The following is a 22,977-nucleotide window of genomic DNA, read 5'->3' as shown; positions in this document are numbered from 1 at the left end:
AGAGACAATAGCGAGCGGTGGTTGTTCTGAAACCTGCGAAGTAGGACAATTATCGGCTTCACGTCACAATCAGCGACCTTGCATGGCCTTTCTTGCACTCGGTATCAACCATAAGACTGCCTCGGTAGACGTACGCGAGCGCGTGGCGTTTACCCCTGAGCAGCTGGTAGACGCCTTGCAGCAGCTCTGCCGACTGACCGCCAGCCGCGAAGCGGCGATCCTGTCGACCTGCAACCGAAGCGAGCTCTATATAGAGCAGGACCACCTGGCGGCAGAGAGCGTCCTGCGCTGGCTGGCCGAATACCACCAGCTGAGCCTCGATGAACTGCGCGCCAGTGCCTACATCCACGAGGATCATGACGCGGTCAAGCACATGATGCGCGTGGCCTCGGGCCTCGACTCGCTGGTGCTGGGCGAGCCGCAGATCCTCGGCCAGATGAAATCGGCCTACGCCGTGGCCCGCGAAGCCGGGACCATCGGCCCGTTGCTCGGGCGCCTGTTCCAGGCCACGTTCAGTGCCGCCAAGCAGGTGCGCACCGACACCGCCATTGGCGAGAACCCGGTGTCGGTGGCTTTCGCCGCGGTCAGCCTGGCCAAGCAGATCTTCAGCGACCTGGGCCGCAGCCAGGCGTTGCTGATCGGTGCCGGCGAAACCATCACCCTGGTGGCGCGTCACCTGCACGAGCAGGGTGTGCGGCGCATCGTGGTGGCCAACCGGACCCTGGAGCGGGCCAGCACCCTGGCCGAACAGTTCGGCGCCCATGCGGTGCTGCTGTCCGACATTCCCCAGGAGTTGGTCAACAGCGACATCGTCATCAGCTCCACCGCCAGCCAGTTGCCGATCCTCGGCAAGGGCGCGGTGGAAAGCGCCCTGAAGCAGCGCCGGCACAAGCCGATCTTCATGGTCGATATCGCCGTGCCCCGGGACATCGAACCGGAAGTCGGCGAACTGGACGACGTTTACCTCTACACCGTCGATGACCTGCACGATGTGGTCGCCGAGAACCTCAAGAGCCGCCAGGGTGCTGCCCAGGCGGCCGAAGAGCTGGTGTCGGTGGGCGCCGAGGATTTCATGCTGCGCCTGCGCGAGCTGGCGGCGGTGGATGTGCTCAAGGCCTACCGCCAGCAGAGCGAACGCCTGCGCGATGAAGAACTGCAAAAGGCCCAGCGCCTGCTGGCCAACGGCAGCAGTGCCGAGGACGTGCTGGTGCAACTGGCCCGTGGCCTGACCAACAAACTGCTGCATGCCCCCAGCGTGCAACTGAAAAAGCTCTCTGCCGAAGGCCGCCTCGATGCGCTGGCCATGGCTCAGGAACTCTTTGCCCTCAATGAGGGTTCGACGGATAAAACCCCGCAATGAAAGCGTCGCTGCTCAATAAGCTGGACACCCTCCAGGACCGTTTCGAGGAATTGACCGCCCTGCTGGGCGATGCCGAAGTCATTTCCGACCAGACCCGCTTTCGCGCCTACTCGCGCGAGTACGCCGAGGTCGAGCCGGTGGCTGCCGCCTACGCCCAGTGGCGCAAGCTGCAGGATGACCTGGCCGGTGCCCAGGCGCTGCTGAAGGACAGCGACCCGGACCTGCGCGAAATGGCCGTGGAAGAAGTGCGCGAGGCCAAGGAGCAACTGGCCGAGCTGGAGAACCAGCTGCAGCGCATGCTGCTGCCCAAGGACCCCAACGACGGGCGCAACGTGTTCCTGGAAATCCGCGCCGGCACCGGTGGCGACGAAGCGGCGATCTTTTCCGGTGACCTGTTCCGCATGTATTCGCGCTATGCCGAACGCCGTGGCTGGCGTCTGGAGATCCTCTCGGAGAACGAGGGCGAACATGGCGGCTACAAGGAAATCATCGCCCGGGTCGAAGGCGAGAACGTCTATGGCAAGCTGAAGTTCGAGTCTGGCGCCCATCGCGTCCAGCGCGTGCCGGAAACCGAATCCCAGGGACGTATCCACACCTCGGCCTGCACCGTGGCGGTACTGCCCGAGCCGGACGAGCAGGTGGCCATCGAGATCAACCCGGCGGACCTGCGCGTGGACACCTACCGCGCCTCCGGCGCCGGTGGTCAGCACGTCAACAAGACCGACTCGGCGATCCGTATCACCCACTTGCCGACCGGCATCGTGGTCGAGTGCCAGGAAGAGCGTTCCCAGCACAAGAACCGGGCGCGGGCCATGTCCTGGCTGTCGGCCAAGCTCAACGACATGCAGACCAGCGCCGCGCAGAACGCCATCGCCAGCGAGCGCAAGCTGCTGGTGGGCTCGGGCGACCGCTCCGAGCGTATTCGTACCTATAACTATCCACAGGGCCGGGTCACCGATCATCGCATCAACCTGACCCTGTATTCCCTGGACGACGTCCTGGCCGGTGGCGTGGAAGCGGTGATCGAGCCGCTGCTGGCCGAGTATCAGGCTGACCAACTGGCTGCACTGGGTGAGTAAATGACGATTATCGCCAGCCTGCTTCGCGCTGCGGAGCTGCCCGATTCGCCGACGGCGCGTCTGGATGTGGAACTGTTGCTGGCCGCGGCCATCGGCAAGTCGCGAAGCTACCTGCACACCTGGCCCGAGCGGATTGTCAGCAGCGAAGCGGCGCTGACCTTCGCCGGTTACCTGCAGCGCCGCCGCAGCGGCGAGCCGGTGGCCTATATCCTCGGCCAGCAGGGGTTCTGGAACCTGGACCTGGAAGTGGCGCCGCACACCCTGATTCCGCGCCCGGACACCGAACTGCTGGTGGAAACCGCCCTTGAGCTGCTGCCACCTTCACCTGTACGGGTGCTGGACCTGGGCACCGGCACCGGCGCCATTGCCCTGGCCCTGGCCAGCGAGCGGGCGAACTGGCAGGTAACGGCCGTCGATCGCGTGCTCGAGGCCTTGGCCCTGGCCGAGCGCAACCGCCAGCGCCTGCAGTTGGACAACGTCCAGGTACTCAACAGTCACTGGTTCAGTGCCATCGAGGGCGAGCGCTTCGACCTGATCATCAGCAACCCACCGTACATTGCCGCCGAAGATCCGCACCTGGTCGCCGGTGACGTGCGCTTCGAGCCAAGCAGCGCCCTGGTGGCCGGCGTCGACGGGCTGGACGACCTGCGCACCATCATCAGCCAGGCGCCCGCGCACCTGCAGCCCGGCGGCTGGTTGCTGCTCGAACATGGTTACGACCAGGCCGTCGCCGTGCGCGAGTTGCTCGCCCTTCATGACTTCGAGCAGATCGAGAGCCGTGTCGACCTCGGCGGCCACGAACGCATCAGCCTGGGGCGACTGTCATGCTGAGTGATCAGGAACTGCTGCGCTACAGCCGACAGATCCTCCTGGCCCAGGTCGATATCGACGGCCAGTTGCGGCTGAAGGACAGCCGGGCGCTGATCGTCGGCCTCGGCGGCCTGGGCTCGCCGGTGGCCTTGTACCTGGCGGCCGCCGGGGTCGGTGAACTGCACCTGGCGGATTTCGATACGGTCGACCTGACCAACCTGCAACGTCAGGTGCTGCACGACACCACCATGGTGGGGCAGAGCAAGGTCGATTCGGCCCTGGCCCGTTTGCAGGCGATCAACCCCGAGATCCGCCTGGTTGCCCACCGTCATGCGCTGGACGAGGATTCGCTGGCTGCCGCCGTGCAGGCGGTGGACCTGGTGCTCGACTGCACCGACAATTTCTCCACCCGCGAGGCGGTCAATGCCGCCTGCGTGGCACAGGGCAAGCCGCTGGTCAGTGGCGCGGCGATTCGCCTGGAAGGGCAGCTGTCGGTGTTCGACCCGCGTCGCCCCGACAGCCCTTGCTACCACTGCCTCTATGGTCATGGCAGCGAAGCCGAGCTGACCTGCAGCGAAGCCGGTGTGGTCGGCCCGCTGGTCGGCCTGGTGGGCAGCCTCCAGGCCCTGGAGGCGCTGAAGCTGCTGGCCGGATTCGGCGAGCCCATGGTCGGCCGGCTGCTGCTGATCGATGCCCTGGGCAGCCGCTTCCGCGAACTGCGGGTCAAGCGCGATCCAGGGTGCAGTGTCTGTGGTAAGCCTCATGACTGAGCCGGCAGCCGCGCCGATCGGCGTGTTCGATTCCGGTGTGGGCGGCCTGTCGGTGCTGGCGGAAATCCAGCACCTGCTGCCCAACGAGTCGCTGCTGTACGTTGCCGACTGCGGGCACATTCCCTACGGCGAGAAATCACCGGCGTTCATCCGCGAGCGTTGCCGGCTGGTAGCCGAGTTCTTCCGCGAGCAGGGTGCCAAAGCCATGGTGCTGGCCTGCAATACCGCCACCGTGGCGGCGGTGGCCGACCTGCGCGAGCAGTATCCGCACTGGCCGCTGGTGGGCATGGAACCTGCGGTCAAGCCGGCTGCGGCGGCTACCCGCAGCGGCGTGGTTGGTGTCCTGGCCACTACCGGCACGCTGCAAAGCGCCAAGTTCGCGGCCTTGCTCGATCGCTTCGCCAACGATGTGCAGGTGATCACCCAGCCGTGCCCGGGTCTGGTCGAGTGCATCGAGGCGGGCGACCTGAGCAGCCCGGCCGTGCGTGAGTTGCTGCAAGGTTACGTGCAGCCCCTGCTCGACGGCGGCTGCGACACCTTGATTCTCGGCTGCACCCATTACCCTTTCCTCAAGCCGTTGCTCAAGCAGATGGTGCCCGCCAACATGGCGATCATCGACACCGGTGCCGCCGTTGCCCGCCAGCTGCAACGCCTGCTCGGCGAGCGTGATTTGCTGTCTGCCGGCGTTGCTCGTGACACGCAATTCTGGACCAGCGCCAGCCCAGAACATTTTGAAAAGATCCTTCCAATGTTGTGGAAGAAATCTGACACTGTGCGAAGCTTCATTAAGTAAGAAGTGCCTTAAGCACTCACCGTTTACTGAACTATCGCAGCGTCTCCGATTTCTATAAGTTTTTCTGATGTGACGGAAAAACCAACAACAGCATTAGGAAATAGGACGTTTCTCATGAGGAAACTGCTTTGCTTGGCTGCCATTGCAGCCGTCACCCTGGGGCAATCTTTCACAACTCAAGCAGCAGATGTTTCTTTCTCGGTCGGACAAACCGGTGAGTCGACCATGGTCTATCGCCTGGGGTTGCAATCGAACTGGGATGTTAGTTGGTGGCAAACCAGCGTAGGCCGGATCACCGGCTACTGGGACGGTGCCTACAGCTATTGGGACGGCGACGAGACCTCAAGTAGCCACAGTCTTTCCTTTGCACCGGTGTTCGTCTATGAGTTCGCCGGCGAGTCGATCAAGCCCTATATCGAATTAGGCGTCGGCGTAGCGGCCTTTTCCAGTACCGAAGTCGAAAACAATGAACTGGGCTCATCTTTCCAGTTCGAAGACCGGATCGGTGTCGGCCTGCGCTTTGCCGGTGGGCATGAAGTGGGTGTGCGCGCCATTCACTATTCCAATGGCGGGCTGCAGACACCCAACGATGGTGTGGAAAGTTACTCCCTGCATTATCGCATGCCGCTGTAACCCTACCTTGGCCCTGCGCCTGGCGCAGGGCCGCTCAACTACCTGGGCAACGGCCAGAGGCTGTTGACGCCCAGCGCTTCGAGTACCAGGTCCGGCGCACGATCAGGCAAGTGCTTGAGGATGACCTCGGCGGCGCTCTGGGCGGTCCACTGTTCGGGGATCGCCTGCACCGGCACGACCGGCGCCTTCAGGCTCAGCGGTGCGACGACGGTCAGGTCGATGGCCTGCGCGCCAAGGGCCGCGCGCTGGCTGGCGAACAGCGCTGGCAGGCTGTTGTCGGGCCTGGCCGGCTGGCTGGGTTCATGGATCTGCAACGCAGAATAGCGGCTTAGCACCGCCAGTACCTGGGGGGAGCTGCCTTGCTTGAGCAGCGCCAGCGCGCTGGCCAGGCAATTGGCCGATGCCTGGAGGTTGCTGCTGACAATGGCTTCGAACAGGGCCGATGCCGGCGTGTCGGGTGCCAGGTAGTCACAGGTACCGGCATTGACGATCAGGCAATCGAGCGCGCCCCAGTGGTCCTTGACCTGTCGGGCAGCCGCCGATGCCTGGGCCGCGTCGCTCAGGTCGTAGTCTTGTACCAGCAGGCGTGGGCCGTATTGGCCGGCCAGTGCCTGCAATTGCTCCGAGGGGCGTGCGCTGGCCGTGACCAGCGCACCCTGCTCCAACAGTCGTTCGGCCAGGGCTAGTCCAAGGCCGTCGCTGGCGCCGGTTACCCACACCCGTCTGGTAATAGGCGCGTTCAAAATAGGTGTTCCTCATGCTGCCGTGTGGATAACTGCTTGAATGCATCCAATGCACGCTGGCGACTACTTCCGAGGTCCACAATTGGTTGCGGATAACATTGATTATTAGCAAAGAGTCCACATTCAAACAAAGGGTCGTGGATATTTTTTTCATCTATATCGATCAGTTCCGGCAGCCATTGCCTGATGAAGCGTCCCTGGCTGTCGAATCGGCGCGATTGGCTGACGGGATTGAAGATCCGGAAATAGGGCGCCGCATCGGTACCGGTCGAGGCGCTCCATTGCCAGCCTCCGTTGTTGGCGGCCAGGTCGCCGTCGATCAGGTGACGCATGAAGAAGCGCTCGCCCTCGCGCCAGTCGATCAACAGGTTCTTGGTCAGGAACATGGCAACGATCATGCGCAGGCGATTGTGCATCCAGCCGGTGGCCAGCAACTGGCGCATGGCGGCATCGACGATCGGGATGCCGGTGCGGCCTTCTTGCCAGGCCTTGAGGTCTTCGGGGGCATGGCGCCAGGGCAGGGCCTCGGTTTCCGGGCGAAAGGCCCGATGCCGGGACACCCTGGGGTAGCCGACCAGGATGTGTTTATAGAACTCGCGCCACAGTAGCTCGTTGATCCAGGTCACCAGGCCCGGGTTGCCGCTGTCGAATTCGCCGCGATTGTGCGCCAGCGCCCGGTGCAGGCATTGGCGGGGCGAGATCACTCCGGCGGCCAGGTAGGCAGAGAGCTGGCTGGTGCCGGCCACGGCGGGCAGGTCGCGCAGTTGCTGGTAATCCTCGGCAACTTCGTCGACAAAGCGCTGCAGGCGCTCATGCGCCTCGGCTTCGCCCGCTGGCCAGAGGGCGCGAAGACTGCCTGGCGGCGTAGAAAAGCCAGGAATTTGGTCGGGGAGCGGATCACTGGCGATCGCCATGGGCGCCTGGGGGGCAATGGCGCGCTGCAGGGCCGGCAGGGCCAGGTGCAGCCGTTCATGGCAGACCTTGCGGAACTGGCTGAAGACCTGGAAGTAGCCTCCGCTGCGGGTGAGGATGCTGCCGGGTCTGAACAGCAGTTGGTCGAGGTAGCGATGCACGCTGATCCCCGACTGTGTCAAGGCGGCTTCCACGGCCTGGTCCCGGCGACTTTCGTGAATACCGTATTCGTCGTTCAGGTGCAGTGCCTGCACCTGGTGCTCGCGGCAAAGCTGCAACAATACGGCTGGCGCCTGATCCCAGGTGTCGGCCTGGCGAATCAGCAGCGGGATGTTCAGCGCCGCCAGTTGCTCTCCCAGTGCGCTGAGGTTGCGCAGCCAGAAGTCGACCTTGCACGGCGCGTCGTCATGCGCCTGCCACTGCCCGGGGCTGGCCAGCCATACCGCCAGGGTCGGGCCTTGTTCGCAGGCGGCGGCCAGGGCCGTGTTGTCATGTACGCGCAGGTCGCTGCGCAACCAGATCAGTTGCATGGGGCTTCTCGGTCTAACGCGGTGTCCCGGGTAACCTGCAGTCGCCGCAGGTCCGCAAGTGCCGCCAGGGGAGTGGTGGAAAGCTGCAGCTCGGTGTGCATCCAGGCCTCGATGGCCGCTTTATGGATGCTGACGGCGCTGCCGCTGAGGCATGTTGGCAGCTCGATGCCGGTGAGGCTGCGCTCGAGCTGCTGCAGGTTGACGGCCTTGCCCAGGCACACCAGCAGGGCCCGTGGTCGCAGGCGTGCCACGGCGACGGCCAGTTCATTGGCCGGCACGCTCCACTCCAGCATGGCCACAGGGCAGCCCGCATCACTGCCCAGCCAGGCGCAGAGCCACAGCTGTGGGTCGAATTCCAGGGTCGAGCCGTTGACCACCAGCAAGGGCGGGCCAGCGAGCGAGTGATTGTTGTGATGAATCCGTGCCCCGAGCTTGCTGCGCAGCCAGGAGCCGAAGAACACCTGTTCCAGGCGGGCGCTGAACTGGCCCTGCCAGCGCAGCTCCAGCTGCTCGAACAACGGCATCAGCAAGTGCTCGCACAGGGTCGCGGCAGGGTAGAGCGCCATGACCTGGTTCAGCTGCTGGTCCAGGCGTCGTTCGGCGAGGGTGGCAATGGCGTCGATCAACTGCTGTTGCAGACTTGCCCAGTCATTGCCGACCCGTTGCACGGGCTCGTCGGTCGGGCTGCCCAGCAGCGCCTTGACCTGGCCGACCGCAACCCCATGGTTGAGCCAGCGCAGGATCTGGCGGATGCGCTCGACATGCTCCTGGCTGTAGAGCCGGTGGCCTTTGCCGGTGCGCTGCGGAACGATCAGCCCATAGCGCCGCTCCCAGGCGCGCAGGGTGGCCGGATTGACGCCGGTCAGACGTGTCACTTCGCCGATCGGCAACCGTTCAGATGGCATTGCGCAGGCCCAGGCGTTCCGGGTGCGGTTGCAGGTAGACCTGCTGCAGCACATAGGGATCGGGGTGGCTGCGCAGATGGTGCTTGAGCAAGGTCAGCGGCACCACCAGCGGCACCACGCCGGCCTGGTACTGGTCGATCAACTGGCGGACCTCCCGGCGGTCTTCGTCGCAGAGGACATCGCGCAGGTAGCCGCTCAGATGCAGCAGGACATTGCTGTGATTACCGCGGCTGGCGCAACGCCTCAGGGCCTGCATCAACTGGCTGAAGTAGCGCGGGCCGATCACCTCGGGGGCGTCGTCGCGGGTCATGCTGCCCAGCAGTTTGCCCAGGGTCCGGTATTCCCGGGGGTTGTTGGCCATCAGTTGATACTTGTAGCGGGCATGGAAGGCGATCAGTGCACCACGGCTCAGGCCGTCTGCCAGCAGGTGCTGCCACTGGGCGTAGGCGTAGACCCGGGTGATGAAATTCTCGCGCAGTACCGGGTCGCACAAGCGGCCGTCTTCCTCCACCGGCAGGTCCGGGCGCAGTCGACAGAACGCCGCCGCGTACAGGCCGCGAGCGCCTTCTCGGGCGGGGTAGCCGTTGGCCTGGTAGACCTTGGCCCGTTCCAGCGCACAGGAAGGCGACTTGTGCATGAAGATGTAGCCGCAGATCGCATCCAGCTCAGCCGCCATCCGCTCACCGTAGGCCTGCAAGGGCGCGGACAGGTCTTGCGCCGGATCACGACTGCCCACGGCCCGGGGGGCGGCAGGGTCGCCGACCAGGCGAATGGGCGCGCGGGGAACGCCCAAGCCGATGGCCACTTCCGGGCACACCGGCACCAGGTCGAAATACTCACCCAGGACTTCATTGCACAGGCGCGAGGCCTTGTGGCCACCGTTGTAACGCACCTCGGCCCCGGTCAGGCAGGCGCTGACAGCGATTTTCGGCTTGGCGGCAAATGAGGAGGCAGGCATGCGGGTGTCCTGTAAAACTTGTACAAATAGATGGGCATGTACAGGTTTATCATAGGGCGATACCTGTGCAAGTCAATTAATCTGTACAAGTTTTGGATAGGACAACGGGGTAACGGGGCGCCGAATGCGCGCCCCGGCTGAGGTCATTCCAGGTGTTCGATCAGCCGCCGTGCCGCTTCCTGGCCGCTGAGCCACGCGCCTTCGACCCGGCCGGACAGGCACCAGTCGCCACAGGCATACAGGCCCAGGTCGGCATCGGCCAGGGCGCCCCATTCATGGTTGACGGTCGGGCGGGCGTACAGCCAGCGATGGGCGAGGGAGAAACTGGGGGCGGGCACGACGCAGCCGACCAGTTCGGCGAAATCGCCCCACAGCTGTTCGATCACCGCCTCCTTGCTCAGGTCGATGTGCTGCTTGCTCCAGCTTGAGGTGGCGTGCAGCACCCAAGTGTCCATATGGCTGTCGCGCCCGGGTTTGCTACGGTTGCGGGCCAGCCAGTCGAGGGAGCTGTCCTGGACGAAGCAGCCCTGCATCGGTGTCTCCAGCGGCGTGTCGAACGCCAGGGCAATGGCCCAGGTCGGGTCCATCTGCACGCTGGCCGCGGTTGCTGCGAGCTTGGGTGCGGCGGCCAGCAACGGGGTGGCCTGGGGCGCGGGGACGGCGACGATCACCCGGCTGAACGGGCCATGGCTGCAGCCTTCGGTGTCTTGCAGGTGCCAATACTGCTTGCCGCGAAACACTTCGGCGATGCGGCAGGTGAAATTGACCGTCACGTCCTTGAGCAGGCCGCGGGTGATGGCGCTCATGCGCGGCACGCCGACCCAGCGGGTCTGCTCATCGGGAGAGGGGCTGAGGACACCGTTCTGGTAGTGGTAGAGCTGCGGCTTCCATTCGGCGGCCCAGCCGGCAGCCACCCATTGCTGGACTTGATCGACGAAGCGCCGGTCGCGGGCCGTAAAGTACTGGGCACCGAGGTCCAGGGCACCGGCATCGCTGCGTTTACTGGCCATGCGACCGCCGCTGCCATGGCCCTTGTCGAACAGGTGCACGGCCTGTCCGGCCTTCTGCAGTGCCTGGGCCGCTGACAGGCCGGCGATGCCGGCGCCGATGATTGCAATGGGTACAGTCATGATGGCCTCTTCGAACCTGATGGTTGCAGACGGTGCTGCCGGGCAAATCTGTACAATAAACGAATCCTGTATAAGATTGCGCTCAATGCTGCAGGTTCGCCTATGTTTATCCGAGAGCGTTCGGTCAAAAAAGTGCCTTGATCTTAAAAATAGACCAGGCAGCGCCATGTGAGGACACAGCCATGCATATATTGCTGACCGGCGGTACTGGATTGATAGGCCAACAGCTGTGTCAGCACTGGCTGGCCCAGGGGCATCGACTGACCGTGTGGAGCCGGCGACCGGAACAGGTAGGCAGATTGTGTGGTGTGGGTGTGCGCGGCATTGCCCGTCTTGAGGATCTGGCCGCGGACGACACGCTGGATGCGGTGATCAACCTGGCCGGTGCGCCGATTGCCGATCGCCCCTGGAGTGCGCGACGCCGAGCCGTGCTCTGGGCGAGCCGGATCACCCTGACCGAGCAACTACTGGCCTGGCTGGAAAGCCGAGAGCAGCGCCCCGAGGTGCTGATTTCCGGTTCGGCCGTAGGCTGGTATGGCGATGGTGGCGAACGCGAGCTGACCGAAGCCTCGCAGCCGGTCAAGGAGGACTTTGCCAGCCAGCTGTGCATCGCCTGGGAAGAAACCGCCCAACGCGCACAGGCGTTGGGCATTCGCGTGGTGCTGGTGCGTACCGGGTTGGTGCTGTCGAGCGAGGGCGGCTTTTTGTCGCGCCTGCGCCTGCCGTTCAAACTGGGGCTGGGCGGGCCGATTGGCGATGGTCGGCAGTGGATGCCCTGGGTCCATATCGATGACCAGATCGCCCTGATTGATTTTCTCTTGCAGCACAAGGATGCCAGCGGTCCTTATAATGCCTGCGCCCCGGAGCCGGTGCGCAATCGCGAGTTTGCCCAACGCCTGGGCAAGACCCTGCATCGCCCGGCGTTCATGCCGTTGCCGGCCCTGGTGTTGAAGGCCGGGCTGGGCGAGTTGTCGACCCTGCTGCTGGGCGGTCAGCGGGCGCGGCCGGTGCGTTTGCTCGCGGCCGGGTTCACCTTCCGCTTCAATGATCTGCAATCGGCGCTGGACGCCTTGTCCAGGCGCCTCTGATATAGGACGTTGCATGACCGATCACGCGTTGTTGCTGGTCAACCTGGGTTCGCCTGCTTCCACCTCGGTGGCCGATGTGCGCCGCTACCTCAATCAGTTCCTGATGGACCCCTATGTCATCGACCTGCCCTGGCCGGTGCGGCGCCTGCTGGTGTCGCTGATCCTGGTCAAGCGCCCCGAGCAGTCGGCCCATGCCTATGCTTCGATCTGGTGGGACGAAGGCTCGCCACTGGTGGTGCTGACCCGCCGCCTGCAGGCGGCAATGCGTGACTACTGGCGCCATGGCCCGGTCGAGATCGCCATGCGCTATGGCGAGCCGTCCTTGCCCAACGTGCTGGCGCGCCTGGCCGCCCAAGGGGTGAAGAAAGTCACCCTGGCGCCGCTCTATCCGCAGTTCGCCGACAGCACGGTGACGACGGTGGTCGAACAGGCGCGGCAGGTGATCGCCGAGCAGCAGTTGCCGTTGCAGATGGCCGTGCTGCAGCCGTTCTACGACCGCCCCGAATACATCGATGCCCTGGTGGCCAGTGCCAGGCCGTACCTTGCGCAGGACTACGATCACCTGCTGTTGAGCTTCCACGGCCTGCCCGAGCGTCACCTGAAAAAGCTCGACCCGACCGGTACCCACCGTTTCCAGGACCCTGACTGCTGCCGTGACGCGTCCCCTGAAATGCTCGCCGTCTGCTACCGCGGTCAGTGCCTGCGCACGGCCCAGGCGTTCGCCCGGCAGATGGGCATACCGGATGGCAAATGGTCGGTGTCGTTCCAGTCGCGCCTGGGCCGGGCCAAGTGGATCGAGCCCTATACCGAGACCCGTCTGGACGAACTGGGCAAGGCGGGGGTGAAGAAGCTGCTGGTGATGTGCCCGGCGTTTGTCGCCGACTGCATCGAAACCCTGGAAGAGATCGGCGATCGCGGGCGTGAGCAGTTTATCGAGGCGGGCGGGGAGGAGCTGGTGCTGGTGCCGTGCCTGAATGATCACCCGCAGTGGGTACAGGCGTTGACCGGGATGTGCGAGACGGCTTGAGGGCTGATCGCGGGGCAAGCCCGCTCCTGGTAGGAGCGGGCTTGCCCCGCGATGCAGTCAGCCCTGCACCTTGTGCTTCCAGCTGTCGTTACCCGGCAGCAGCAGGTTCAAGGCGATGGCCACCACGGCGCACAGGGCGATGCCCTTCAGGCCCCAGTCATCCGGGCCGGTACCGGTACCGATCAGCACGCCACCGATGCCGAACACCAGGGTCACCGAAACGATCACCAGGTTGCGTGCTTCGCCCAGGTCGATCTTGTGGCGGATCATGGTATTCATGCCCACCGCCGCGATCGAGCCGAACAGCAGGCACAGGATGCCACCCATCACCGGCACCGGAATGCTTTGCAGCAAGGCGCCGAACTTGCCGATGAAGGCCAGGGTGATGGCGAAGATCGCCGCCCAGGTCATGATCTTCGGGTTGTAGTTCTTGGTCAGCATCACTGCACCGGTCACTTCGGCGTAGGTGGTGTTGGGTGGGCCACCGAACAGGCCCGCCGTGGTGGTGGCGATGCCATCACCGAGCAGGGTGCGGTGCAGGCCCGGTTTTTTCAGGTAGTCGCGACCGGTCACGCTGCCCACTGCGATCACCCCGCCGATGTGCTCGATGGCGGGCGCCAGGGCAACCGGGACGATGAACAGGATCGCCTGCCAGTTGAACGCCGGCGCGGTGAAGTGTGGCAGTGCCAGCCAGGGCGCGGCGGCGATCTTGGCGGTGTCGACCACGCCGAAGTAGAACGACAGGCCAAAGCCCACCAGCACACCGGCAATGATCGGCACCAGGCGGAAGATGCCCTTGCCGAATACCGCGACGATCAGGGTGGTCAGCAGCGCCGGCATGGAGATCATCATGGCGGTGCCGTACGGCAGCAGTTCGGTGCCGTCGCCGGCCTTGCCCATGGCCATGTTGGCGGCGATCGGCGCCATGGCCAGGCCAATGGAAATGATCACCGGGCCAATCACCACCGGCGGCAGCAGGCGGTCGATGAAGCCGGTGCCCTTGATCTTCACGGCCAGGCCCAGGAAGGTGTAGACGAAGCCGGCCGCCATGACCCCGCCCATGGTCTCGGCCAGGCCGAACTGGCCCTTGGCGAGAATGATCGGGGTGATGAAGGCGAAGCTGGAGGCGAGGAACACCGGGACCTGACGGCCGGTCACCAGCTGGAACAGCAGAGTTCCCAGGCCCGCAGTGAACAGCGCGACGTTCGGGTCGAGGCCGGTGATCAGTGGCATCAGCACCAGCGCGCCAAAGGCAACGAAGAGCATCTGCGCGCCAGAGACGACCTGACGCCAGAGCGGGTCGTTGAACTCATCCTGCATGGTCAGGCGTCCTTCTGCTTGGTGCCGAAGATCTTGTCGCCGGCATCGCCCAGGCCAGGAATGATGTAACCGTGCTCGTTCAGGCGCTCGTCGATCGAGGCGGTGTAGATCTGCACGTCCGGGTGCGCTTTCTCGACCACGGCAATGCCTTCGGGCGCGGCAACCAGCACCATGGCGCGGATGTCCTTGCAGCCGGCTTTCTTGAGCAGGTCGATGGTGGCGACCATCGAGCCGCCGGTGGCCAGCATCGGGTCGATGATCAGTGCCAGGCGCTCGTCGATTTCCGGGGCGAGCTTTTCCAGGTAGGTGTGCGCTTCGAGGGTTTCCTCGTTGCGGGCGACACCCACGGCACTGACCTTGGCGCCCGGGATCAGGCTGAGCACGCCGTCGAGCATGCCGATGCCGGCACGCAGGATCGGTACTACAGTAATCTTCTTACCGGCGATCTTCTCGACCTGGACCGGGCCGCACCAGCCTTCGATTTCGTAGGTTTCGAGCGGCAGGTCCTTGGTGGCCTCGTAGGTCAGGAGCGTGCCGACTTCCTGGGCGAGTTCGCGAAAGTTCTTGGTGCTGATATCGGCACGGCGCATCAGGCCGAGCTTGTGACGGATCAGCGGGTGGCGGATCTCACGGGTAGGCATAGGGAAGGCTCCGGGGGGCGGGCAAAAAAACCGCGGTAGATTAATCTATTCAGCCGCGTGTGTCCTTACGCATTCTGGACGTTAGTCCATAAATGCTTGATCTGGCGTCGCCGGATGCGTACCTTTGCCCGCTTTTCTCAATTGCAGCCCCTGGAGAGCGCCATGTCCGCTGATCTCGAGCATATCCGTCAAGTCATGCGAGAGGCTGACTGCCTGTACACCGAAGCCGAAGTCGAGGCCGCCATTGCCCGCGTTGGCGCGCAGATCAGCGACGTGCTCGCCGAGCGCAACCCGGTGGTGTTCTGCGTGATGAACGGTGGCCTGATCTTCGCCGGCAAGCTGCTGACGCACCTGCAGTTCCCGCTGGAGTCTTCCTACCTGCACGCCACTCGCTATCGCAATCAGACCAGCGGCGGCGACCTATTCTGGAAAGCCAAGCCGGAAGTCTCGTTCATCGATCGCGACGTGCTGATCATCGACGACATCCTCGACGAGGGTCACACCCTCAGCGCCATCATCGACTTCTGCAAGCATGCCGGCGCCCGTGCCGTGCACACTGCGGTACTGATCGACAAGGACCACGACCGCAAGGCCAGCGCCGAGCTCAAGGCCGATTTCTGTGGCCTGAGCTGCGTCGACCGCTACGTTTTCGGTTACGGTATGGACTACAAAGGCTACTGGCGTAACGCCAATGGCATCTTCGCCGTCAAAGGACTCTAACACCATGCGCCAGCCCGGATTTCTCGACCAGTCGTTGTTTGCCGAGCTGGCCGCCAAGTCGTCAGCCAGCCCACGTGGCCGCCAGCACCATAACTTCCATGAAATGGAAGAGCCTTGCCACCGCATGGCGGTAGGGCTGCAACCGTCCACCTACATCCCGCCACACCGTCACCTGTCCGACGATAAGGCGGAGTGCCTGATCGTGTTGCGCGGCAAGCTGGGCCTGCTGATCTTCGATGAGCAGGGCGCCGTGCTGGACAAGCGGGTGCTCGAAGCGGGCGGCGATTGCCTGGGCGTCGATCTGGCTCCGGGTACCTTCCATGGCCTGGTGGTGCTGGAAGCGGATAGCATGATGTTCGAATGCAAGTCCGGCCCGTATCGGCCGATTGGCGAGGGTGAGCAGGCCAACTGGGCGCCACGTGAGGGCGAGCCGGGCGTGGCCGAGTACCAGGCCTGGATGCGCGCGCAGTTCGCCTGAATGTTCGCGGGGCAAGCCTGCTCCTGTAGGAGCGGGCTTGCCCCGCGATGAGCCCACAAGATTCTCATGCTAAAGTGCCAGGCCGCCCCAAGGAGCCTGTCATGCGTGCGATTGTCCCCCTGCTTCTCGTGTTGAGCATGCCACTGGCTGCTGCGCCCCTGCACAGCCAGTTCCTGCCGCCGGACGACCTGTCCCTGCGCCAGGAAACCCCGCAATCCCAGCAACTGCTCCAGGTCACCGAGTACTCGGTGGTGGTGGGCAACCAGCGTCAGTCCAACCAGCAGCCGATCCCGGTGACGTCACCCCTGGTCCTGCGCCTCAAGGGCAAGCCCCTGAGCAAAGGCGCGACGGTGCGCCAGGTGCTGATCAGTTTCGACGCCGAGAGCAAAAGCCTGAAGAAGCCGGTGTTCGACGAGCAGCGCAAGATCCTCAGCCTCAACTACCCGATCAGCCAATACCGGGTGATTCTCGACCTGCTGCGCAACGACACCGTGTATGTGCAGTTCCTCAGCTATGCCAACGGCCATGTCTGGGCCGATCTGCACACCGGAGCGGTACGCGCGCGTTGAGCCGGCGTGCCGGGCAGGGGTACACTGCCGGCCCGTGAAAATGTCCGTGATGGTTCAGTTGGAGTCGGCAATGCGTAAAGACAAGAAGCAAGTGATTGGGGATGAGATCAGCGACGAGTACGTCAAATCCTTCCTGCAGTTCGAACCGGCGGATGCCACGTCCCCGTCGCTGCACAAGCTGGTCAAGGCCTACCGTGGCCTGCGCATCGATGACTTCGAGCGTTTTGTCGGCTTCTTCGTCGAGGCGGGCCTGGATGTGGACGGCAAGGACGAGCACGGCAAGACCTTCGTCGATCTGATCCAGGACCAGCGCAACGCCGCTGACTACATCGAGATCATCGAAAAGGCCCGCGGCTGATCGCCAGGCGCCCATAAAAAAACGCCCCGAAGGGCGTTTTTTTATGCCGGTGCGTTACGCGTAGTGCTGCGCCGGGCTGTTTTCGACCAGGCCCAGGGCCTCGTCGTTGTGGGCGCTGATCTTGTGGTACAGCGCGGCATCGGCAGCCAGGACCTTTTCCCGGGCCGGGAAGATTTCCTTGAGCTTGCCTGCCCAGGCACCCTTGGTTTTCTCGGGGAAGCAGCGTTCGATCAGCTCGAGCATGATCGACACGGTCACCGAGGCACCTGGGGATGCACCCAGCAGGGCGGCCAGGGTGCCGTCCTTGGCCGCCACCAGTTCGGTACCGAACTGCAGGATGCCGCCTTTTTTCGGGTCTTTCTTGATGATCTGCACGCGCTGGCCAGCCACTTCCAGGCGCCAGTCCTCGGCTTTCGCCTCGGGGTAGAAGCGGCGCAGGGATTCCATGCGCTGCTCCATCGACTGCATCACTTCGCTGACCAGGTACTTGGTCAGGTCCATGTTGTCGCGGGCCACGGCGAGCATCGGGCCGATGTTGCCCATGCGTACCGACAGCGGCAGGTCGAGGAACGAGCCGTGCTTGAGGAACTTGGTGGTGAAGCCGGCGTAGGGGCCGAACAGCAGCGAGGTCTTGCCGTCGACGACGCGGGTGTCCAGGTGCGGCACCGACATCGGTGGCGAACCTACCGCAGCCTGGCTGTAGACCTTGGCCTGGTGTTTCTTGACCACGTCCGGGTTGTCGCAACGCAGCCACTGGCCGCTGACCGGGAAGCCGCCAAAGCCCTTGCTTTCCTCGATGCCCGACTGCTGCAGCAGCTGCAGGGCCGCGCCGCCGGCGCCGAGGAACACGAAGCGGGCGTCGAGTTCACGGCTGGCGCCGCTGTTGACGTCCTTGAGGCTGACGGTCCAGCCGCTGCCGTTACGGCGCAGGCCGGTGACACGCTTGCAGTACTTGACCTGGGCGTCCGGGGCGCTGGCCAGGTGCTTGAGCAGCTTGTTGGTCAGGGCGCCGAAGTTGACGTCGGTGCCTTTGATGACGCGGGTGGCGGCGATTTTCTGGTCGGCAGGGCGACCAGGCATCATCAGCGGCATCCACTCGTTCATCACCGACTTGTCTTCGGTGTATTCCATGTCGGCGAAGGCGTGGTGCTGCTTGAGCAGCTCGAAACGCTTCTTCAGGAAGTCGATGCCTTTTTCGCCTTCGACGTAGCTCAGGTGCGGCACGGGGTTGATGAACGCCCGTGTCGAGCTGAACGCACCCTTCTTGCTCAGGTAGGCCCAGAACTGCCGGGATACCTCGAACTGGGTATTGATGTGCACCGCTTTCTTGATGTCGATGCTGCCGTCGGCGGCCTGCGGCGTGTAGTTCAGTTCACACAGCCCGGCATGGCCGGTCCCGGCGTTGTTCCACGGGTTGGAACTTTCCGCGGCACCCGAATCCATCAACTCGACGACTTCCAGCTTGATTGCCGGGTCGAGTTCCTTGAGCAGTACGGCCAGGGTGGCACTCATGATGCCTGCCCCTACCAGTACTACATCGACTGCTTCGTTCTGCGCCATTTAACGCGTCTCCAAAATCTACAGCACCAAATTGACAGCATAGGATCCCTGGCTTGGCCAGGATCGCCATGTCCGATTCTTCGCAGGTTTTGCAACTTCAGCGGACACCGCCAAACGGGCTTTGCGTTGCCTATGAACGCATTTTAAGACCGGTGCGGCAATTCGACTTATGGTCAAGGTGTCCGTCGTGCGTTATGGACCGGCCTCAGTCACTCATCCTGGATGAGCGCTGTTGCCAGCTGTTCAGGGCTGTTCGGGACACTTTAGGTGCTTTTGCACATGCCAGACTGTTCATTGCTCGCCACACTCTCGTGAAGTTGTGAAAACCCGTTTTTTCACGCTCTTTTGGAGACGTGAACCTCAAAAAGGACTGCGCGATGGCAGACCTGGCAGGTTCATGCAGGGCAGGAGCCGGATGACGCAGGCGCGCTGACGTGTGCAAGACCTGTGTGGAAGGCTCTCTGTGGGCGGTGCGGAGGATGCGCAATGGTCGACATTGGCGGTGCTGCGAGGCCCGATCAGGAGACGTCCTTATAATCGGGGGGAGATTATAACGATGTCTCGGGCAGAAATGATCTTTATTAGCGACTTTTATTGACGCAAGGTCAGGCGGCCATGCTGCGCTGTACCCAGTTGCCGCGGGCCGGTGGGCAGATTCGTGCGCTGGCGGGCAGCGGCTGACCCAGCCAGGCGAGGCGAATTTCGTCGATCTGCACCCAGTCGCTGCCATCAGGGCGTTTGGCGCATTGCTTGAAGGCCAGGCAATGGCCACGGCTGTCGAGACGGACGAACGTGCGGGTGGGCGGGCGACCGAACAGGAATGTCCAGAACCGGGACATGGTGTACTCCCTCATGGCGTGTGCTGGGCGCCAGCATAGCCACAGGGCGATGAAACGATTGTGACAGCGAACCGGCAGCGTTCGCGCCTGTCTTATTCGCTAATGGCACGCCGATGGCTGGGCCGCGTCGTGCTGGTTATACTGGCGGCCTTTGCTGCCTATTCTGGAGAGATGAGCATGTTGCAACGTTTGTTGTTCGGTTTGATCGCGGTGACCAGCCTGACGCTGGTCGGTTGTGCCCACAGTCCGCAACAACTCAGCCCGCAACCGAAACTCACCGCCCAGCTGGCGCCGGTCGGCCACGGCCAGCCGGTAGTGGTCAAGGTGGTCGACGGTCGCGCTTCGCAAACCCTGGGCACCCGTGGCGGCATGTACCCTGAAACCAGCGCCATCACCGTGACCGGCAACGACCTGCTGCCCAAGCTGCAGGCCCAGGCCGAAGCCGCCGTGCGCCTCTTGGGCTTTACCCCGACGCCCAACGCCTACAACGCGCCGCAGCTGACCCTGACCCTGGCCGAGCTCAAGTACCAGTCGCCCAAGGAAGGCCTGTACGTGACCGAAGCCACCATCGGCGCCACCTTCCGTGCCGACGTGTCCAACGCCAACCGCCGCTACAGCGGCCGCTACGGTGCCTCGCTGGACCAGCGTTTCGGCATGGCGCCGAACCAGGAAACCAACACCAAGCTGGTGGGTGACGTGCTCAGCGATGCGCTGACCCGTGTATTCAAGGACCAGGCCATCGGCCAGATCCTCGGCGAATAAGCCCCCGCTGATGAAAAGCCCGATGCCGGGGTTGCCGGCATCGGGCTTTTTTGTGCTCGGGTTCAGGCCGCTTCGACGTAGAAATCCAGCAGGCTGATGCCGGTCGCGCCATCGACCTCGGGCAGGTCGTCGTGGGGATGCCCGCCGAGGGCGCAGTACACCAGCCACTGGCGGTCCTGGACGTTGAAGGCCAGGCCGTCGATCAGCGCCTGCTGTTCATCGCTCTGGGCGATCAGATAAAGACGGTCCTGGTTTTCGGCGTGCAGCATGACAAGCTCCCTTTGATGACGAAGGCCGACAGGGTGGCGTGTTTGCATGACGATCGTATGACGCGGGCCGTCATTGGTCGAAAAGGGCGGGAATCGACGCACGGCTTGGGTAGAATGCCCGCCGTGTCGAGTGTGTCGATGGTTGAATTCGAGGTTCTGTAATGTCGCTGCAAATGCTCTGGGGGCTGATCGCCGCCCATCCGGCCAAGCTGATCAACCTGCTGGCGCTGGTGATTACCTGCCCCGGCGGCCTGCTGCTGCACAGTGCCCGGCGCCGTGAAGCGCAAGCGCTGGCGGGCGCGCCAAGCGATGAAGCAGTGGTCGACGGCATGACCCAGCGTATCAACCGCTTCTACTACATCCTGGGCTTTGCCTTCCTGGCCCTGGCCCTGCTGCTGTCCTGGTTCAGCACCTGGGTGTGAACCCCTATCGCGGGGCAAGCGTCCAGGCGGCGCTGCCACTCGGCCTGGGCACGGGCCAGCTCATCGGCCGGGAACAGCGTGGCGGCCTTGGGCACTTCCAGCGCCGGATCGGCATCGGCCCACTGCGCATACGCCAGGTAATGCACCGGGAACAAGCGGTAGCCACCGAGGATCTGCCGATCGATCTCCGCCGCCAGCTGCTTGGTGTCTTCGAAGAAAGCCGTGACCGGCGGGGCGAAGTTGATGTGTACCCGACCTTTGTAGCCGGTGATGCCCTGGGCGATGCTCAGGTCGTCCTCGCCCGGCGCCTTGCTGTAGCTGCCAGTGGTGGCGCGGATGTACAGCTCGCGGGCCTTGGCCTGGTCGCAAGGGTCGTATTCGTAGCTGATCGATACCGGGCTCAGGTTCAGGCCCTGGATGACCGCACCGAAAGGCTCGTCCTTGCGGCTCATGTGGAACATTTTCAGGATTGCCGAATCGGTGCGATCGTCACCATCCTTGGCCCGGCCTTCGGCCTGGGCGATCCAGATCGACTGGCCGTCGTTGCGGATCGAATGGTTGATGTAGGCCGAGAGCAACTGGTAGGCCGCGAGCTTCTCCCGGCGACCGGTGATCGAACGGTGGACGATGAAGCTCTTGTTCAGGCGCATCATGTCGCTGACGAACGGCTTTTGCAGCAGGTTGTCGCCGATGGCGATCCGCGGCGTCGGCAGGCCGGCGTGGTACACGGCGTAGTTGACGAACGCCGGGTCCATGACGATGTCACGGTGGTTGGCCAGGAACAGGTAGGCGGTGCCGGACTTGAGCAACTCGACGCCGGTGTAGGTGACACCATCGGTGGCGCGCTCGATGGTATGGTCGACGTAGAACTCGACCTTGTCCTGCAGGGTCGAGACACAGCTGACCCCGGCGAACTCTTTGCGCAGGCGTCGGGCGATCAGCGGCTTGAGCAGCCAGCCGAAGGCCCCGGCCATGCGCGGGAAGCGAAAGTGGGTGAGGATATCGAGGAATGCCGGGTCGCTGAGCAGGCGTGCCAGAACGGCAGGGACCTCAGCGTCGTCGTACGGTCGGATGGCATCGAATTCGCCCATCATGCTCTCTTGTTGGAAACGGCTAGGGTAATAGGTAGGGCCGGGGTCCGAAAAACGGCTCGAACACGCGCAGGTCCTGTAAATAGACCGGCAATTATACGCACAAGTCACTCCGGAGGCCGCGATGCTGGAGACTGCACACTACGATTGTCCTTATTGTGGTGAAGAAGTTGAGACGACGGTGGACCTGTCCGGCGGTGACCAGGAGTACATCGAGGACTGTCAGGTCTGCTGCAAGCCCATTCGCTTTGTGCTTCAAGTGCACGATGGAGAATGGATGCTGGATGTCTATGGCGAGAACGACTGATGCAACGAATCTATGAGCCGGAAAACCTGTTGGAAGCTGAAATGCTGATCGGCATGCTCGGCAGCGAGGGTGTCCAGGTACACCTGGTCGGCCGCGACCTGATGGGGGCGATGGGCGACCTGCCGATGCAGGGCCTGCTGGGCCTGGCGGTCGCCGACGACCAGGCCGAATACGCACGCCAGTTGATCGCCGCGTACAATGACGCCCAGCCACTGGCTGGCGACGAACCGGAGAGTCTCCCCGGCACCCTGATTTGCTAGGTTTTTTATCCCCATGTGTGGACGTTACGCGCTGTTTCGCTGGTCTCCTGCCTTTGCCGCCTTGCCGGGCTTCCCGGCGGACCAGCAGGCGCAATGGAACATTTCCCCTGGTGCCTCGGTACTGATCCAGCGCCAACTTGAAGCCGGCAAGCTGGAGCTGGCCCGTGCCCGCTGGGGGCTGACGCCGGCCTGGCTGACTGACCTGTCGCGTACCCCGGCCCATGCCCGGGCCGAAACCCTGGCCGAGCAGCCGATGTTTCGCGAGGCCTTTCGCCAGCGTCGCTGCCTGATGCCGGCCAACGGCTTCTACGAGTGGCGCGGCACGGCGCGCAAACGGCCCTACTGGTTGACGCCGGGGGAGGGCTCGTCGTTGTTCTTTGCCGCCATCTGGGAGGCCTACCCGGTACAGGACCAGGTCTGGCTGAGCACGGCGGTGGTGACCCAGGCGGCGATGAGCCTGCGTCGGCCTCTGATTCTCGATGCGGCGGGGCAGGCGGCCTGGCTCGACCCCGAGACGCCAGCCGCCCGGCTGTACGAGTTGCTGGCCAGCAACCAGGCGCCGTTGCGCGAGCGGGTGCTGGCCAACTTCGTCAATGATCCGAAGCTCAATGGGCCGGAGTGCCTGACCCCGGCTTGAGATCGC

At 63.8% G+C, this 22,977-nt stretch carries 27 protein-coding genes and 1 pseudogene; 17 read left to right on the top strand and 11 right to left on the bottom strand.

Annotated features, from left to right (window positions below):
- Positions 1 to 82 precede the first annotated feature (82 nt).
- The 6 genes from hemA to M2D63_RS06890 all read left to right on the top strand — a co-directional run bounded on the left by hemA (position 83) and on the right by M2D63_RS06890 (position 5,445).
- On the top strand, positions 83 to 1,360 hold the full coding sequence (gene hemA / locus M2D63_RS06915) for a glutamyl-tRNA reductase (RefSeq protein ID WP_285862088.1): 1,278 nt from the start codon (positions 83 to 85) through the stop codon (positions 1,358 to 1,360).
- Positions 1,357 to 2,439: a peptide chain release factor 1 gene (prfA, locus tag M2D63_RS06910; RefSeq protein ID WP_285862087.1), complete on the top strand. Its 1,083-nt coding sequence runs from the start codon at positions 1,357 to 1,359 to the stop codon at positions 2,437 to 2,439. The genes hemA and prfA overlap by 4 nt, the downstream gene beginning before the upstream one ends.
- Complete coding sequence (gene prmC / locus M2D63_RS06905; RefSeq protein WP_285862086.1) at positions 2,440 to 3,270, top strand: peptide chain release factor N(5)-glutamine methyltransferase; 831 nt, start codon at positions 2,440 to 2,442, stop codon at positions 3,268 to 3,270.
- Positions 3,264 to 4,019 carry a molybdopterin-synthase adenylyltransferase MoeB gene (locus tag M2D63_RS06900; protein WP_285862085.1) on the top strand — a complete coding sequence of 252 codons (756 nt, stop codon included), beginning with the start codon at positions 3,264 to 3,266 and terminating at the stop codon, positions 4,017 to 4,019. The genes prmC and M2D63_RS06900 overlap by 7 nt, the downstream gene beginning before the upstream one ends.
- Complete coding sequence (gene murI, locus M2D63_RS06895; RefSeq protein ID WP_285862084.1) at positions 4,012 to 4,812, top strand: glutamate racemase; 801 nt, start codon at positions 4,012 to 4,014, stop codon at positions 4,810 to 4,812. Before M2D63_RS06900 ends, murI begins: the two co-directional genes overlap by 8 nt.
- A 114-nt stretch (positions 4,813 to 4,926) precedes the next feature.
- Positions 4,927 to 5,445, top strand: coding sequence for an acyloxyacyl hydrolase (locus M2D63_RS06890; RefSeq protein WP_285862083.1), 519 nt, complete (start codon positions 4,927 to 4,929; stop codon positions 5,443 to 5,445).
- A gap of 38 nt (positions 5,446 to 5,483) precedes the next feature.
- Here the strand turns inward: M2D63_RS06890 and M2D63_RS06885 are convergent, their stop codons facing one another.
- The 5 genes from M2D63_RS06885 to M2D63_RS06865 form a co-directional block, all read right to left on the bottom strand.
- The gene (locus M2D63_RS06885; protein WP_285862082.1) at positions 5,484 to 6,188 is read right to left on the bottom strand and encodes an SDR family oxidoreductase; all 705 of its coding nucleotides are present in this window, start codon (positions 6,186 to 6,188) and stop codon (positions 5,484 to 5,486) included.
- Positions 6,185 to 7,630 (bottom strand): deoxyribodipyrimidine photo-lyase, encoded by a 1,446-nt coding sequence (gene phrB / locus M2D63_RS06880; RefSeq protein WP_285862081.1) that lies wholly within the window; start codon positions 7,628 to 7,630, stop codon positions 6,185 to 6,187. Before phrB ends, M2D63_RS06885 begins: the two co-directional genes overlap by 4 nt.
- Positions 7,621 to 8,535 (bottom strand): MerR family transcriptional regulator, encoded by a 915-nt coding sequence (locus M2D63_RS06875; protein ID WP_285862080.1) that lies wholly within the window; start codon positions 8,533 to 8,535, stop codon positions 7,621 to 7,623. The genes phrB and M2D63_RS06875 overlap by 10 nt, the downstream gene beginning before the upstream one ends.
- Complete coding sequence (locus M2D63_RS06870) at positions 8,525 to 9,493, bottom strand: DUF523 and DUF1722 domain-containing protein (protein ID WP_285862079.1); 969 nt, start codon at positions 9,491 to 9,493, stop codon at positions 8,525 to 8,527. The genes M2D63_RS06875 and M2D63_RS06870 overlap by 11 nt, the downstream gene beginning before the upstream one ends.
- Before the next feature lie 143 nt (positions 9,494 to 9,636).
- Positions 9,637 to 10,623, bottom strand: coding sequence for an NAD(P)/FAD-dependent oxidoreductase (locus M2D63_RS06865; RefSeq protein ID WP_285862077.1), 987 nt, complete (start codon positions 10,621 to 10,623; stop codon positions 9,637 to 9,639).
- 182 nt (positions 10,624 to 10,805) lie between these two features.
- Here M2D63_RS06865 and M2D63_RS06860 point away from each other — a divergent pair, with 182 nt between their 5' ends.
- Together M2D63_RS06860 and hemH are read left to right on the top strand one after the other, a co-directional pair.
- Positions 10,806 to 11,711: a TIGR01777 family oxidoreductase gene (locus tag M2D63_RS06860; protein WP_285862076.1), complete on the top strand. Its 906-nt coding sequence runs from the start codon at positions 10,806 to 10,808 to the stop codon at positions 11,709 to 11,711.
- A gap of 13 nt (positions 11,712 to 11,724) precedes the next feature.
- Entirely contained in the window at positions 11,725 to 12,738 is a 1,014-nt protein-coding gene (gene hemH, locus M2D63_RS06855; RefSeq protein ID WP_285862075.1) for a ferrochelatase, read from the top strand.
- Between the two features lie 57 nt (positions 12,739 to 12,795).
- Here the strand turns inward: hemH and M2D63_RS06850 are convergent, their stop codons facing one another.
- Positions 12,796 to 14,058 carry a uracil-xanthine permease family protein gene (locus tag M2D63_RS06850; protein WP_285862074.1) on the bottom strand — a complete coding sequence of 421 codons (1,263 nt, stop codon included), beginning with the start codon at positions 14,056 to 14,058 and terminating at the stop codon, positions 12,796 to 12,798.
- 2 nt (positions 14,059 to 14,060) lie between these two features.
- The gene (gene upp, locus M2D63_RS06845) at positions 14,061 to 14,699 is read right to left on the bottom strand and encodes a uracil phosphoribosyltransferase (RefSeq protein WP_285862073.1); all 639 of its coding nucleotides are present in this window, start codon (positions 14,697 to 14,699) and stop codon (positions 14,061 to 14,063) included.
- Positions 14,700 to 14,861: 162 nt separating this feature from the next.
- Here upp and M2D63_RS06840 point away from each other — a divergent pair, with 162 nt between their 5' ends.
- The 4 genes from M2D63_RS06840 (at position 14,862) to M2D63_RS06825 (ending at position 16,824) form a co-directional block, all read left to right on the top strand.
- Complete coding sequence (locus M2D63_RS06840) at positions 14,862 to 15,419, top strand: hypoxanthine-guanine phosphoribosyltransferase (protein ID WP_274117932.1); 558 nt, start codon at positions 14,862 to 14,864, stop codon at positions 15,417 to 15,419.
- Between the two features lie 4 nt (positions 15,420 to 15,423).
- Positions 15,424 to 15,897, top strand: a complete 474-nt coding sequence (locus M2D63_RS06835) for a WbuC family cupin fold metalloprotein (RefSeq protein WP_285862071.1) — start codon at positions 15,424 to 15,426, stop codon at positions 15,895 to 15,897.
- Between the two features lie 101 nt (positions 15,898 to 15,998).
- Positions 15,999 to 16,466 carry a hypothetical protein gene (locus M2D63_RS06830; protein WP_285862070.1) on the top strand — a complete coding sequence of 156 codons (468 nt, stop codon included), beginning with the start codon at positions 15,999 to 16,001 and terminating at the stop codon, positions 16,464 to 16,466.
- 70 nt (positions 16,467 to 16,536) lie between these two features.
- Positions 16,537 to 16,824, top strand: coding sequence for a PA4642 family protein (locus tag M2D63_RS06825; RefSeq protein WP_285862069.1), 288 nt, complete (start codon positions 16,537 to 16,539; stop codon positions 16,822 to 16,824).
- A 54-nt stretch (positions 16,825 to 16,878) separates the two neighbouring features.
- Here the strand turns inward: M2D63_RS06825 and mqo are convergent, their stop codons facing one another.
- Both mqo and M2D63_RS06815 read right to left on the bottom strand, forming a co-directional pair.
- The gene (gene mqo, locus M2D63_RS06820) at positions 16,879 to 18,384 is read right to left on the bottom strand and encodes a malate dehydrogenase (quinone) (RefSeq protein ID WP_285862068.1); all 1,506 of its coding nucleotides are present in this window, start codon (positions 18,382 to 18,384) and stop codon (positions 16,879 to 16,881) included.
- A gap of 605 nt (positions 18,385 to 18,989) precedes the next feature.
- Positions 18,990 to 19,223 (bottom strand): hypothetical protein, encoded by a 234-nt coding sequence (locus tag M2D63_RS06815; RefSeq protein ID WP_285862067.1) that lies wholly within the window; start codon positions 19,221 to 19,223, stop codon positions 18,990 to 18,992.
- A 177-nt stretch (positions 19,224 to 19,400) separates the two neighbouring features.
- Here M2D63_RS06815 and M2D63_RS06810 point away from each other — a divergent pair, with 177 nt between their 5' ends.
- A complete protein-coding gene (locus M2D63_RS06810) occupies positions 19,401 to 19,985 on the top strand; it encodes a YajG family lipoprotein (protein WP_285862065.1) in 585 nt (194 codons plus the stop codon).
- A 62-nt stretch (positions 19,986 to 20,047) separates the two neighbouring features.
- Here the strand turns inward: M2D63_RS06810 and M2D63_RS06805 are convergent, their stop codons facing one another.
- Entirely contained in the window at positions 20,048 to 20,254 is a 207-nt protein-coding gene (locus M2D63_RS06805) for a hypothetical protein (protein ID WP_285862064.1), read from the bottom strand.
- Between the two features lie 161 nt (positions 20,255 to 20,415).
- On the opposite strand from M2D63_RS06805, the gene M2D63_RS06800 reads away from it, so the two are divergent.
- Entirely contained in the window at positions 20,416 to 20,676 is a 261-nt protein-coding gene (locus M2D63_RS06800; protein WP_133212023.1) for a hypothetical protein, read from the top strand.
- A gap of 8 nt (positions 20,677 to 20,684) precedes the next feature.
- On the opposite strand, the pseudogene M2D63_RS06795 reads toward M2D63_RS06800, so the two are convergent.
- Positions 20,685 to 21,770, bottom strand: a pseudogene (locus M2D63_RS06795) (1-acyl-sn-glycerol-3-phosphate acyltransferase); the annotation flags it as partial.
- A 121-nt stretch (positions 21,771 to 21,891) separates the two neighbouring features.
- Here M2D63_RS06795 and M2D63_RS06790 point away from each other — a divergent pair.
- From M2D63_RS06790 to M2D63_RS06780, 3 genes are read left to right on the top strand one after another with little or no spacing between them, the layout of a single operon-like run.
- On the top strand, positions 21,892 to 22,074 hold the full coding sequence (locus M2D63_RS06790) for a CPXCG motif-containing cysteine-rich protein (RefSeq protein ID WP_285862063.1): 183 nt from the start codon (positions 21,892 to 21,894) through the stop codon (positions 22,072 to 22,074).
- Complete coding sequence (locus M2D63_RS06785; protein ID WP_285862062.1) at positions 22,074 to 22,334, top strand: putative signal transducing protein; 261 nt, start codon at positions 22,074 to 22,076, stop codon at positions 22,332 to 22,334. Before M2D63_RS06790 ends, M2D63_RS06785 begins: the two co-directional genes overlap by 1 nt.
- 13 nt (positions 22,335 to 22,347) lie before the next feature.
- Positions 22,348 to 22,971 (top strand): SOS response-associated peptidase, encoded by a 624-nt coding sequence (locus tag M2D63_RS06780; protein WP_285862061.1) that lies wholly within the window; start codon positions 22,348 to 22,350, stop codon positions 22,969 to 22,971.
- Positions 22,972 to 22,977: the final 6 nt, after the last annotated feature.

This window comes from Pseudomonas sp. BJa5 (assembly GCF_030272875.2).
In the GTDB taxonomy this organism is placed as follows: Bacteria; Pseudomonadota; Gammaproteobacteria; order Pseudomonadales; family Pseudomonadaceae; genus Aquipseudomonas.
The sequence above is the reverse complement of the archived record's forward strand: the minus strand, read 5'-3'. Positions and strand labels throughout refer to the sequence as shown.